Below are 11,776 nucleotides of genomic sequence, written 5' to 3'. Positions count from 1 at the left end.
AGCCCATTTTTTTGCTGCGGACGGTTTCGCGCGTGGTATAAGCCGCGCCGCCCGCGGCACCGCGGCCGGGCTATCGATGCAGTTCACGCGGGCGTGGCGGAACTGGTAGACGCGCTGGATTTAGGTTCCAGTGACGAAAGTTGTGGGGGTTCGAGTCCCTCCGCCCGCACCAAGCGCTTCCTCAGCGTTTGCCCAAGTTTTTACCGGCGACCCCGTTCTCTCGCAAAGAGAAAGCGGGGGCGCCGACCCACCCGGCGCAAGGCCCGTTGCCGCGCGTCGTCCACAATTGAGTCAGGTGTGTTCGGATCGCAAGGGTTCGAACCGAAGCGGAAGAAGATTGACGCCATGCAGGTCACAGAAACCTTGTCGGAAGGCTTGAAGCACGAGTTCCAGATCAGCGTTCCCGCGGCCGATCTCGACGCCAAGGCGGACGCCAAGCTGGTCGATCTCAAGGATAAGGTCCGTATCAACGGCTTTCGCCCCGGCAAGGTGCCGGTCGCGCATCTGAAGAAGATCTACGGCAAGTCGGTCATGGCCGAGACCATCGACCAGACCATCCGCGACACCAACACGCAGATCTTCACCGAGCGCGGCTTCCGCCTCGCGACCGAGCCGAAGGTCACGATGCCGACCGAGGAGGCCGAGGTCGAAAAGATCCTCACCGGCCAGTCGGACCTGACCTACACCGTGGCCGTCGAGGTCGTCCCGGCGATCGCGCTCGCCGATTTCAAGACGTTCTCGGTCGAGAAGCCGGTCGCCGACATCACCGACGCCGACGTCGACGAGGCGATCAAGCGGCTGGCCGACGCCAACCGCGGCTATGCGGCGAAGGCCGACGGCGCCAAGGCCGAGAGCGGTGACCGCGTGAAGGTCAGCTTCAAGGGCACGATCGACGGCGTTGCCTTCGAGGGCGGCACCGGCGAAGGCATCGATGTCGTGATCGGCTCGAACACCTTCATCCCCGGCTTCGAGGATCAGCTGATCGGGATCGGCGTCGGCGAGACCCGCACGCTCAAGGTCACGTTCCCCACCAACTACCTGAACAACGAGCTCGCCGGGAAGGCGGCCGAGTTCGAGACCACCGCGACCGCGATCGAGGCGCCGGAGGACAAGGTGATCGACGACGAGTTCGCCAAGACGCTCGGCCTCGAATCGCTCGACAAGCTCAAGCAGCTGATGCGCGACCGTCTCGCCGGCGAGTTCAACCAGGCCACCCGCCAGCGCGTGAAGCGCACGCTGCTCGACCGTCTCGACGAGACGCACAAGTTCGATGCGCCGCCGTCGCTGATCGACGAGGAGTTCAACCTGATGTGGAACTCGGTGAAGGCCGAGATGGACTCCAGCGGCAAGACCTTCGCCGACGAGAACACGACCGAGGACAAGGCGAAGGAGGAGTACCGCACCATCGCCGACCGCCGCGTGCGCCTCGGCCTCGTGCTGTCGGAGATCGGCGAGAAGAACAAGATCACCGTGACCGACGACGAGGTCAGCCGCGCCGTGATCGAGCGTGCGCGCTCGATGCCCGGTCGCGAGAAGGAGGTCTGGGACTTCTATCGCAGCAACGCGCAGGCGCTCGCCCAGCTGCGCGCGCCGATCTACGAGGACAAGGTCGTCGACTTCATCCTCGAGCTCGCCAACGTCACCGAGAAGAAGGTGTCGAAGGATGAGCTGTTCAAGGACGACGATAGCGACAAGGCGGCCTGATCGGGCCGCCTCTGTGGCGTTCGCGACAGGAGCGTCTGATTAAGGTTGACCGGCGAAAGCGCCGGTCAGGATGGTTCCGGACGCTGGTCGCCGCGATGGGAATCAGCTTGAACAGGGGAAAGACCTCGCCCGCGGTCGGTCACGCTCCCCGGTCTTGTCACCGGGAAAATGGTCCATATCTGTGGGCTCGGTCTTGAAGTTCTGCATCACGGGGCCACTGTCCGTCGCCGCTCTTGAGAAGAGCCTCATCTGCGGCGGCCGGTCGTCTCAACTGCTGGTCCAACCCTTGGGTGATTCATGCGCGATCCCGTCGAAACCTATATGAACCTTGTGCCCATGGTGGTCGAACAGACCAACCGCGGTGAGCGCGCCTACGACATTTTCTCGCGGCTCCTGAAGGAGCGCATCATCTTCTTGACCGGTCCGGTCGAGGACGGAATGGCGACCTTGGTTGTCGCACAGCTGCTGTTCCTCGAGGCCGAGAACCCGAAGAAGGAAATCGCGATGTACATCAACTCGCCGGGCGGGGTGGTGACGTCGGGTCTCGCGATCTACGACACGATGCAGTTCATCCGTCCGGCCGTGTCGACGCTGTGCACGGGACAGGCGGCCTCGATGGGCTCGCTGCTGCTCTGCGCCGGCCACAAGGACATGCGTTTCTCGCTGCCGAACTCGCGCATCATGGTTCACCAGCCGTCCGGCGGCTTCCAGGGCCAGGCGACCGACATCATGCTGCACGCTCAGGAGATCCTGAACCTCAAGAAGCGGCTCAACGAGATCTACGTCAAGCACACCGGCCAGTCCTACAAGGCGATCGAGGATGCGTTGGAACGCGACAAATTCCTCACGGCGGAAGCTGCGGCGGAATTTGGCCTGATCGACAAGGTGATCGACAAGCGGCCGGAAGAGCCGGCTTCAATGGCCAAGTCTTGAGGCGTCGGGTCCTGAGGCTTCAAGTCTCGAGGTTCTACATCTCGAGGCGTCAGGCTTCAGGGGCCGTTCTTTCAAGCGGCGTGGTCCGGCAGGAGCCGGCTCAATGCTGCCAAAGGTATCAAGGTGCGGTCTGAACAGGGCCGCAACCCTGCCGTGAAACCGGCGAACAGGCGTGGCAAACACGCAACGTTCCGTTGATTTCGCGTATCCTTACCGTGTCAAGCCCCAAAATCACGGTAATGTCACGGTCTATGGTGAGTCCTCCGATTAGCGAATTCTTGATAGTCGGATGACAGCATGATTGGCTAGACTGTCCAGTTATGGATCGTGGGGGATTCGCGCAGGTCGTGGGTGCACGGCGGGTGAAGAACAAGGTGTTAATTTTGGTACGAAATTTGCTCTTTCACCAGTCTGGTCCGGCCTATACCGGATCGGAACAAAACGGGCGGACAAGAGCGAACCGCGGACGGAGACAGGAATGAGTAAGGTCGGCACGGGCGACTCCAAGAACACGCTGTATTGCTCGTTCTGCGGCAAGAGCCAGCACGAAGTCCGCAAACTGATCGCAGGTCCAACCGTCTTCATCTGCGACGAATGCGTCGAACTCTGCATGGACATCATCCGCGAGGAGAACAAGTCCTCGCTGGTCAAGTCGCGCGACGGCATTCCGACCCCGAAGGAGATCTGCAAGGTTCTCGACGATTACGTGATCGGCCAGAGCCATGCGAAGAAGGTGCTCTCGGTCGCGGTTCATAACCACTACAAGCGGCTGAACCACCAGACCAAGCACTCCGACGTCGAGCTCGCGAAGTCGAACATCCTGCTGATCGGTCCGACCGGTTCGGGCAAGACGCTGCTTGCGCAGACGCTGGCCCGCATCCTGGACGTGCCGTTCACGATGGCTGACGCGACCACGCTGACCGAGGCCGGCTATGTCGGTGAGGATGTCGAGAACATCATCCTGAAGCTGCTGCAGGCCGCCGACTACAATGTCGAGCGGGCGCAGCGTGGCATTGTCTACATCGACGAGATCGACAAGATCAGTCGCAAGTCGGACAATCCCTCGATCACCCGCGACGTGTCGGGCGAGGGCGTCCAGCAGGCGCTGCTCAAGATCATGGAAGGCACGGTCGCGTCGGTTCCGCCGCAGGGCGGCCGCAAGCATCCGCAGCAGGAGTTCCTGCAGGTCGACACCACCAATATCCTGTTCATCTGCGGTGGTGCGTTCTCAGGTCTCGAGAAGATCATCTCAGCGCGCGGCCGGTCGACCTCGATCGGCTTCGCTGCCCAGGTGCTGGCGCCGGAAGATCGCCGCACCGGCGAGATCTTCCGTCACGTCGAGCCTGAGGATCTCCTGAAGTACGGCCTGATCCCCGAATTCGTCGGCCGTCTGCCGGTGGTCGCGACGCTCGAGGATCTCGACGAGACCTCGCTGAAGAAGATCCTGACCGACCCGAAGAACGCGCTGGTCAAGCAGTATCAGCGGCTGTTCGAGATGGAGAACATCGAGCTGACCTTCGCCGACGAGGCGCTGGGGGCTGTGGCCCGCAAGGCCATCGAGCGCAAGACCGGCGCGCGCGGTCTGCGGTCGATCCTTGAGAGCATCCTGCTCGAGACGATGTTCGACCTGCCGGGCCTCGAAGGTGTCGAGGAAGTGGTCATCTCGCGCGAGGTGGTCGAAGGTACGGCGCGTCCGCTCTACATCTACGCCGATCGTTCCGATCGTGCCGTGGAAAGCAGCGCCAGCGCGTGATCCGCGCTGGTACGATAGACAGAAGACCTCGATTTTTCAGATCGGCGATCGCCGCGGACGTGCTGTCCGCGGCATCGCAGCTTTTCATCATCCCGCCGCGTAAAGCCTTATTTGGTGGGCGTTTTCCGACACTTGACACCCCCCGGGTCGATAGCCACCTAATGTCTCGTGGCGGCACAAATCTCGAATCCGGGATTCGCCTCAACAACGATCCGACGCAAGCGGGCGATATCGACGCGTCAGTGAAGTCCGGATCAGATCGCACCTTGTGGCGGTTGCGCACGATGGCGGGCTGCGTGCAAGGGGGCAAAACAGAAGGAACAGGCCATGACTACCCCTAAACCCCGGCCGACCATCGTTTACGGCGAGAGCCACGCTTATCCGGTTCTGCCGCTCCGCGACATCGTCGTCTTCCCGCACAACATCGTTCCGCTGTTCGTCGGCCGCGAAAAATCCATCCGCGCCCTCGAAGAGGTGATGAAGAACGACGCGCTGGTGATGCTGGCGACGCAGAAGAACGCGTCCGATGATGATCCTGCTCCGGACTCGATCTACGAGACCGGCACGCTGGCGAGCGTGCTGCAGCTCCTGAAGCTGCCCGACGGCACCGTGAAGGTGCTGGTCGAGGGCCTGGAGCGCGCGCGCGTCGAGAAGTACACCGATCGGGCAGACTATTACGAAGCCACCGCCGTCGCCCTCGAAGACACCGATGCGAAGTCGGTCGAGGCGGAAGCGCTCGGGCGCTCCGTCGTGTCGGACTTCGAGAGCTATGTGAAGCTGAACAAGAAGATCTCGGCTGAGGTCGTCGGCGTCGTTCAGTCGATCACCGATTTCGGCAAGCTGGCCGATACGGTCGCCTCGCATCTCGCCGTCAAGATCGCCGATCGCCAGGGCATCCTGGAGACGCTGTCCGTCACCACGCGCCTGGAGAAGGTGCTGGGCCTGATGGAGAGCGAGATCTCGGTGCTGCAGGTCGAGAAGCGCATCCGTTCGCGTGTCAAACGACAAATGGAGAAGACCCAGCGCGAGTATTATCTGAATGAGCAGATGAAGGCCATTCAGAAGGAGCTGGGTGACGAGGACGGGCGCGACGAGCTCGCCGATCTGGAAGAGCGCATCAACAAGACCAAGCTCTCCAAGGAAGCGCGTGAGAAGGCCCAGCACGAGTTGAAGAAGCTGCGCCAGATGTCGCCGATGTCCGCGGAAGCGACTGTCGTGCGCAACTACCTGGATTGGCTGCTGTCGATTCCGTGGAACAAGAAGTCCAAGGTGAAGAAGGATCTGGAGGCCGCGCAGGCGGTTCTGGATGCGGATCACTATGGACTCGAGAAGGTCAAGGACCGCATCGTCGAGTACCTGGCGGTGCAGTCGCGCGCCAACAAGCTGACCGGCCCGATCCTGTGCCTGGTCGGTCCTCCCGGCGTCGGCAAGACGTCGCTCGGCAAGTCGATCGCGAAGGCCACGGGCCGCGAATTCGTTCGCGTGTCGCTGGGCGGCGTGCGCGACGAGGCCGAGATCCGCGGTCATCGCCGGACCTATATCGGTTCGATGCCCGGTAAGATCATCCAGTCGATGCGCAAGGCCAAGACCTCGAATCCGCTGTTCCTCTTGGACGAGATCGACAAGATGGGCTCGGACTTCCGCGGTGACCCGTCGTCGGCGCTGTTGGAGGTCCTGGACCCCGAGCAGAACACGACGTTCAACGATCACTATCTGGAAGTCGACTACGACCTGTCGAACGTGATGTTCATCACGACCGCGAATACGCTGAATATTCCCGGACCGCTGATGGACCGCATGGAGATCATCCGCATCGCGGGCTACACCGAGAACGAAAAGCTCGAGATCGCCCGCAAGCACCTGATTCCGTCCGCGCTGTCGAAGCACGGTCTGGATTCGAAGGAGTGGTCGATCGACGACGATGCGTTGCTGCTCGTGATCCGGCGCTACACCCGCGAAGCGGGCGTGCGCAACCTGGAGCGTGAGATTTCGACACTGGCCCGCAAGGCCGTGAAGGAGCTCATGATGTCCAAGAAGAAGTCGGTGAAGGTCACCGAGAAGGCCGTCGAGGAATTCTTGGGTGTTCCGAAGTATCGCTTCGGTGAGATCGAGCAGGACGATCAGGTCGGTATCGTCACGGGTCTGGCGTGGACCGATGTTGGCGGCGAGCTGTTGACCATCGAAGGCGTCATGATGCCCGGCAAGGGCAAGATGACGGTGACGGGCAATCTGCGCGACGTCATGAAGGAGTCGATCTCGGCTGCGGCGTCTTACGTCCGCTCGCGGGCGATCATCTACGGCATCGAGCCGCCGATGTTCGACCGCCGCGACATCCACGTCCACGTGCCGGAGGGGGCGACCCCGAAGGACGGTCCGTCCGCGGGTGTTGCGATGGCGACTGCGATCATCTCGGTCATGACGGGTATTCCGGTCCGTCACGACGTCGCGATGACCGGCGAGATCACCTTGCGTGGTCGTGTGCTGCCGATTGGTGGTCTGAAGGAGAAGCTGTTGGCTGCGGCCCGTGGCGGCATCAAGACGGTGCTGATCCCGGAGGACAACGCCAAGGATCTCACGGAGATCTCCGATGCGATCAAGGGCGGCATGGACATCATCCCGGTGTCCCGTCTCGACGACGTCGTCGCCCGGGCCCTGGTCCGCAAGCCGGTGCCGATCGTCTGGGAAGAGGACACCAAGGTCCCGGTCAAGGCGGCCGACGGCGACGAAGCCGCCGGCGGCCTGACCGCCCACTAGACCGGAAAGACTTTGCGGAACGGCGCCTTCGGGCGCCGTTTTCGTTTGAGGGAGAGGGCGATGCAGATTGATGGCAGCTGCCACTGCGGCCGTATCACCTATCAGGCGGAGGTCGATCCCGAACGGGTTTCGATCTGCCACTGCACCGATTGCCAGACGCTGACCGGCTCTCCGTTCCGGGTGACCGTGATCTGCACTGCGGACGATGTGCGGCTGACAGCCGGCTCACCCAGGCGCTATACCAAGCTCGGCGACAACGGCCGGCCACGCCACCAGCATTTCTGTAGCGACTGCGGGACACCGCTGTTTTCCAGCGGTGAGGGGGATGGTGGCGATTGGGGCATTCGCTGGGGCAGCATCCGTCAGCGCGATCGGCTGCCGCCACGCCGGCAGATCTGGTGCGGCTCCGCTGTCGGCTGGCTCGACCAGATAACGCGTCTGCCCGGACGTCCGGGTGATTGATCCGGAGCCGGGCAGGAGGTAAAGAAGCCTCGCGCATAGGCGGGCGGTTAGCTCAGCTGGTTAGAGCATCTCGTTTACACCGAGAGGGTCGGGAGTTCGAATCTCTCACCGCCTACCATTCGCATCCACCGGGACGCACCCTCGAAATGGTCGCGCTGCTATTGCGGCGTGCGTCGATTTTCCAGGCTGATGGCGATCCTTTCCAGAAGCACGTTCGTGCGTTTGGTTTCATCGATCTGCTGCTCGTACAGCTGAACCACGTTTGTGCGGGGACCGAGCGAGCCTCGACGGCCGAGCGAAACCCCCACCCCGATCAGGATGATGAATGGAAGCCAGGAGACGATCAGCTCCACCAGCCATTTTTGCATGACGACCTATCCCCGCAATCCCAAGCTCGGTCTCAGGTTGTGTGAGCGTGTAGCGCAGCCTCGTATAGACGCGTAGGCGCGCCGGGTGGCCTCATTCGGACAAGGTTTAAAATCCTTTTTCGGCAGCCGGTGCGAAGCGTCTGGACGATTTCGCGTGGCGATCGGCTGTTCCTTCCGCTAGGCTCGCGCGTGGTGAACATCGCGGACGACCGATGACCGACTTCCTGCGTCACTGCACCGGCGGACAAGAGCGGACCATTGCTGCAGGCGTTGATCTGCTGGAGGAGGGCCACAGCACCGGGCATCTCTACGTCCTGCTCGACGGGCGGCTCGAGGTGATCAAGGCTGGCGCGACGGTCGCGCTCGTGTCCGAGCCGGGTGCGATGTTCGGCGAGATGTCGCTGCTGCTGGAGCAGCCGCACACGGCGACCGTGCGCGCAGTGACGGACTGCCGGATCTGCGAGATCCGCGACGCGCGGCGCTTTCTGGCTGAAAATCCCGAGGCGACGCTGTCGATCGCGCGCATGCTGGCGCAGCGCCTCAACGTCGCCAACACCTATCTCGCCGACCTGAAGCGGCAATATGCCGGCCACGGCGCGCATCTGGCGATGGTCGGCGACGTGCTGCAGAGCATGATCAACCTGCCGCCGCAGCAGGTCTCGCCAGGAACGGATCTGGAATCCGACCCACGGCTCTGAGCCAGTCCGGCGGCTCGGTCACCGGCTGCGCCGGTCGCTGCAGCGGCGACGCGAGATCGATCCATTCCGCCTGGCCTGCAGCGAGCCAGAACGCGTGAGCCTCATCGGTGTCGATCACGATCGAGGTCGGCGGCCGCCCGGGCTGTCGGCCGGTGTTGAACACCCAGGTCGCGCCGAGCCGATCGAACCACGAGCCATCGGTGATGAACGGCGATTGGTGGACGTGGCCGGAGATCACCATGGCCGGCTGATGGCGTTCGATCCAGCCGACCAGCTCGGCATCGCCGAAGAAGCGCTTGCCGCCCCAACTCACCGGCGAGCTGGCGGGTGGCGCATGATGCACCCAGATCCAGCGCGCGGCCTTGCGTGCAGCGGCAGCTTCGAGCTGACGTTCGATCGCGGCCCTAACCCGCGGGCCGTCCCACCACGGGCAGATCGAGAACAGCGTATCGCCGACCATGAGGTCGTCGCCGTCGGCCGCGATGCCGAGCGCGCGGACGGTGCCGATCCATGCCGCAATTTTCTCCCCCTCTGCGCTCCGGTCCTCCAGGTCGTGATTGCCGGAGCAGATCATGACGCGCGTCTTGGCTGCGAGGAGCCCAAGGTATTTCCTGACGACGACGATCTGCGCGCGGATGTCGACGATCGATCCGAGATCGAGCGCGTCGCCAGCGAACACCACCGCGTCGAAATGATCGGCAGCCGCCACCAGCCAGTCGAACTGCGGCAATGCGTAATGAAGGTCGGCGACGACGAGACAGCGCATGAGGGCTCCGATGGCCTGCAATGCAAATCAGAGACCATCGCGGCTTTCAAGCGCGCGGGAATGCCGTCTCGCCGGGCAGGGGCGCGATCCTAGCGCGACTGCTGCCGGCTCGGATAGCGCGGCTGTGTCGGTCTGATCTGGTACGACGGATAGGAAGGACTGTAGGGCTGGATCAGCGGCCGTGACGACGTGATCGGCAGATTGAGCGGATCCGAGAACACGGGATTCTGCTGGGTCGGTACAGGGGCGCCGTTTCGTCCGCCGGCGGCATCTGCGTTGCCGGCTGTCGCGCACGACAGAGTAGCCACCAGCAGGAGCAGGGGAGCATGTCGACCCATCACCATCATTTCCCTCGCGGTTGCGATCGCTGGCCGCGCAAAGCTCTGCGATGGCCTGCAACGAGAATGCCTGATCCCGAACCGGGTTCCAGATCGTCATCTGGGAAACACCGCGGCAGCTTGCAACGCGCGATTTGTGGCGCGCCTCCAAAGACCGTAAGCTGGTATGGATCATCCGGCTCAATCGAGCGCGAAGCCCCGCCATGGCCCGTCAGGCTCACACCTCCATGATCGTGTCCTTCCTCCGCGCTGGCAACCGCCGCTACGCGGTGCGCGCGTCCCTGCGCGACGGGCGCATCCTCGAGATGGATCCCGCGCCGGGCTTCGATCCCTGGATGCCGCATGATCTGCAGCATTTCCTCGTCGAGAAACATTTGGGCATCGCGGGCGCCGTGTTCGGGCGGCTGGCTGCGGGCGGCACCGCCGGGACCTTTCATGCCGTCGCGCAGGGGAGCTCGCCACGTGACGCCTCGCGCCTGCGCCGCAGGCATGCGGCCAAGGACGCGCGCCTGATGCCGGAGCTGGGCGAGGATTATGCCCGCTCCGAACGGGCGACCTACGTGTGCTGGCAGGACTGGCTGCAGCACGCTGATGATCCGGCGCTGCAGGCGCGCGGGGCCGAGATGGCGCAGGCGGCGCGGAGCCTTCTGAACGGCATGTCGTCCGCCGAGCGTGCGATCTACACGCCGGCGCGCTGCGCCGCGATCCGACAGGAGTTCGCGCGGCTGAGCGAGCGCTGGGTCGCTCTCGCGGTCGGCGAGAGTCTCTCCGAACCTTGGTAACGGCCGCATCGAGCACGCGTGCCTTGACAGGCGAGCCATGTCCATGCGCGATGGAGGCTCTCTCGATGAACTCTCGGACAGGGCCATCATGCAGGTGCCTTCAGGTCACGACCGCAATGCCGATCAGATCGCCTATTGGAACGGGCCCGGCGGCCAGCGCTGGTCCGATCGCCAGGAGGCGCAGGACATCCTGCTCAGGCCGGTCTCGCGGATCCTGATCGAGCGCATCGCGGCGCGCCCGGGCGAGCGCATCCTCGACGTCGGCTGCGGCTGCGGCGGGTTGTCGATTGCCCTGGCTGGGCAGGTCGCTCCGAGCGGACACGTGCTTGGGGTCGACATCTCCACGCCGATGCTGGAGCGGGCGCGCGCGGTGGCGCCAGCCGGACTTCCCGCGGAGTTCGTGCTGGCGGATGCCACCGTGCATCCGTTCCCGCCGGCGAGCTTCGACCTGCTCGTGTCGCGGTTCGGCGTCATGTTCTTTGCGGACCCCGTGGTGTCGTTCGCCAACCTCCGCCGCGCGCTGAAGCCCGGCGGCCGCGTCGTGTTCGCCTGCTGGCGCGAGCCGAAAACCAATCCGTGGATGATGGCGCCGCTGCAGGCGGTCTATCGCCACGTGCCCAAGCTGCCTGAGATGGCGCCGGACGATCCCGGTCCATTTGCCTTCGCATCGGACGCGCGGGTGCGCCGCATCCTCGGTGACGCCGGCTTCAGCGACGTCGCGCTCGAGGCCTGCGCGCTGTCGCTCGATATCGCCATCGGGAATGGGCTCGATGCCGCCGTGCAGTCGGCCTTCGAGATCGGTCCGGCCAGCCGTGCGCTCGAGGGCCATCCGCCGGAAACGCGCGAGGCGGCGCGGCAGTCCGTCCGCGACCTGCTTGCGCAGCATCTCGCCGGCGAAAGTGTCACGCTGTCCGGCTCGATCTGGCTGGTGACGGCGCGCGCCTGAGGCTGCTGCGCCAGCTCATCCGCCTCGCGTGGTCGTTGGAAGGCGCGGTAGGGTTCGCTCGCACGTCGCCCCAGTGCAGGCCGGGGCGTCGGCGTCACGTATTCAGTCTCACCGCTCCAATCCGTGGAACTTTTCCAATTCTGCCAGCGCCAATTTCGAGGCCGGTCCAGAACTCGGGTCCTTTGCGGATCTATTGGACGCCAAATCCTGCGCTTCTTTCCATCGTGACGGCATGCCTGCCGCCGGTGACGACGATTGCGTCGATGGCTGGC

General features: G+C 63.8%; 11 protein-coding genes and 2 tRNA genes. 10 read left to right on the top strand and 3 right to left on the bottom strand.

What is annotated here, in order from left to right; all coding sequences use genetic code 11:
• The first annotated feature begins 87 nt into the window (after positions 1-87).
• From LQG66_RS07125 to LQG66_RS07095, 7 genes are all read left to right on the top strand, one after another.
• Positions 88-172: transfer RNA gene (locus tag LQG66_RS07125), tRNA-Leu, on the top strand.
• A gap of 173 nt (positions 173-345) precedes the next feature.
• Entirely contained in the window at positions 346-1,704 is a 1,359-nt protein-coding gene (tig, locus tag LQG66_RS07120) for a trigger factor (RefSeq protein WP_231324819.1), read from the top strand.
• Between the two features lie 297 nt (positions 1,705-2,001).
• Entirely contained in the window at positions 2,002-2,637 is a 636-nt protein-coding gene (locus LQG66_RS07115) for an ATP-dependent Clp protease proteolytic subunit (RefSeq protein WP_231324816.1), read from the top strand.
• Positions 2,638-3,115: 478 nt separating this feature from the next.
• Positions 3,116-4,390 carry an ATP-dependent Clp protease ATP-binding subunit ClpX gene (clpX, locus tag LQG66_RS07110; protein WP_231324814.1) on the top strand — a complete coding sequence of 425 codons (1,275 nt, stop codon included), beginning with the start codon at positions 3,116-3,118 and terminating at the stop codon, positions 4,388-4,390.
• A 327-nt stretch (positions 4,391-4,717) separates the two neighbouring features.
• On the top strand, positions 4,718-7,144 hold the full coding sequence (lon, locus tag LQG66_RS07105; protein WP_231324812.1) for an endopeptidase La: 2,427 nt from the start codon (positions 4,718-4,720) through the stop codon (positions 7,142-7,144).
• A gap of 60 nt (positions 7,145-7,204) precedes the next feature.
• Complete coding sequence (locus LQG66_RS07100; RefSeq protein ID WP_231324809.1) at positions 7,205-7,606, top strand: GFA family protein; 402 nt, start codon at positions 7,205-7,207, stop codon at positions 7,604-7,606.
• Positions 7,607-7,647: 41 nt separating this feature from the next.
• Positions 7,648-7,724, top strand: a tRNA-Val gene (locus tag LQG66_RS07095).
• Positions 7,725-7,764: 40 nt separating this feature from the next.
• Here the strand turns inward: LQG66_RS07095 and LQG66_RS07090 are convergent.
• Positions 7,765-7,974, bottom strand: a complete 210-nt coding sequence (locus LQG66_RS07090; protein WP_231324807.1) for a hypothetical protein — start codon at positions 7,972-7,974, stop codon at positions 7,765-7,767.
• Between the two features lie 212 nt (positions 7,975-8,186).
• Here LQG66_RS07090 and LQG66_RS07085 point away from each other — a divergent pair, with 212 nt between their 5' ends.
• The gene (locus LQG66_RS07085; protein ID WP_231324804.1) at positions 8,187-8,672 is read left to right on the top strand and encodes a Crp/Fnr family transcriptional regulator; all 486 of its coding nucleotides are present in this window, start codon (positions 8,187-8,189) and stop codon (positions 8,670-8,672) included.
• On the opposite strand, the gene LQG66_RS07080 is transcribed toward LQG66_RS07085, so the two are convergent.
• Both LQG66_RS07080 and LQG66_RS07075 read right to left on the bottom strand, forming a co-directional pair.
• Positions 8,611-9,438: a metallophosphoesterase family protein gene (locus LQG66_RS07080; RefSeq protein ID WP_231324802.1), complete on the bottom strand. Its 828-nt coding sequence runs from the start codon at positions 9,436-9,438 to the stop codon at positions 8,611-8,613. The two genes, LQG66_RS07085 and LQG66_RS07080, sit on opposite strands and share 62 nt — an antisense overlap.
• Before the next feature lie 89 nt (positions 9,439-9,527).
• A complete protein-coding gene (locus LQG66_RS07075; protein ID WP_231324800.1) occupies positions 9,528-9,776 on the bottom strand; it encodes a hypothetical protein in 249 nt (82 codons plus the stop codon).
• 203 nt (positions 9,777-9,979) lie between these two features.
• Between LQG66_RS07075 and LQG66_RS07070 the strand changes: the two genes are divergently transcribed.
• Positions 9,980-10,558 (top strand): hypothetical protein, encoded by a 579-nt coding sequence (locus LQG66_RS07070; protein ID WP_231324797.1) that lies wholly within the window; start codon positions 9,980-9,982, stop codon positions 10,556-10,558.
• 88 nt (positions 10,559-10,646) lie between these two features.
• Complete coding sequence (locus tag LQG66_RS07065; RefSeq protein ID WP_231324795.1) at positions 10,647-11,504, top strand: class I SAM-dependent methyltransferase; 858 nt, start codon at positions 10,647-10,649, stop codon at positions 11,502-11,504.
• The last annotated feature ends 272 nt before the right edge of the window (positions 11,505-11,776 follow it).

It is taken from the genome of Bradyrhizobium ontarionense (assembly GCF_021088345.1).
Classification (GTDB): Bacteria; Pseudomonadota; Alphaproteobacteria; order Rhizobiales; family Xanthobacteraceae; genus Bradyrhizobium; species Bradyrhizobium ontarionense.
Note: the sequence above shows the minus strand (reverse complement) of the source record. Positions and strands in the feature narration are given on the sequence as shown.

Excerpts from the sequence above, each read along its gene's own strand:
- LQG66_RS07085 (WP_231324804.1), top strand. The coding sequence starts at position 8,187 with ATGACCGACTTCCTGCGTCACTGCACCGGCGGACAAGAGCGGACCATT.
- clpX (WP_231324814.1), top strand. The coding sequence starts at position 3,116 with ATGAGTAAGGTCGGCACGGGCGACTCCAAGAACACGCTGTATTGCTCG.
- LQG66_RS07090 (WP_231324807.1), bottom strand. The coding sequence starts at position 7,974 with ATGCAAAAATGGCTGGTGGAGCTGATCGTCTCCTGGCTTCCATTCATC.
- LQG66_RS07100 (WP_231324809.1), top strand. The coding sequence starts at position 7,205 with ATGCAGATTGATGGCAGCTGCCACTGCGGCCGTATCACCTATCAGGCG.
- LQG66_RS07115 (WP_231324816.1), top strand. The coding sequence starts at position 2,002 with ATGCGCGATCCCGTCGAAACCTATATGAACCTTGTGCCCATGGTGGTC.
- tig (WP_231324819.1), top strand. The coding sequence starts at position 346 with ATGCAGGTCACAGAAACCTTGTCGGAAGGCTTGAAGCACGAGTTCCAG.
- LQG66_RS07070 (WP_231324797.1), top strand. The coding sequence starts at position 9,980 with ATGGCCCGTCAGGCTCACACCTCCATGATCGTGTCCTTCCTCCGCGCT.
- LQG66_RS07080 (WP_231324802.1), bottom strand. The coding sequence starts at position 9,438 with ATGCGCTGTCTCGTCGTCGCCGACCTTCATTACGCATTGCCGCAGTTC.
- LQG66_RS07065 (WP_231324795.1), top strand. The coding sequence starts at position 10,647 with ATGCAGGTGCCTTCAGGTCACGACCGCAATGCCGATCAGATCGCCTAT.
- lon (WP_231324812.1), top strand. The coding sequence starts at position 4,718 with ATGACTACCCCTAAACCCCGGCCGACCATCGTTTACGGCGAGAGCCAC.
- LQG66_RS07075 (WP_231324800.1), bottom strand. The coding sequence starts at position 9,776 with ATGGGTCGACATGCTCCCCTGCTCCTGCTGGTGGCTACTCTGTCGTGC.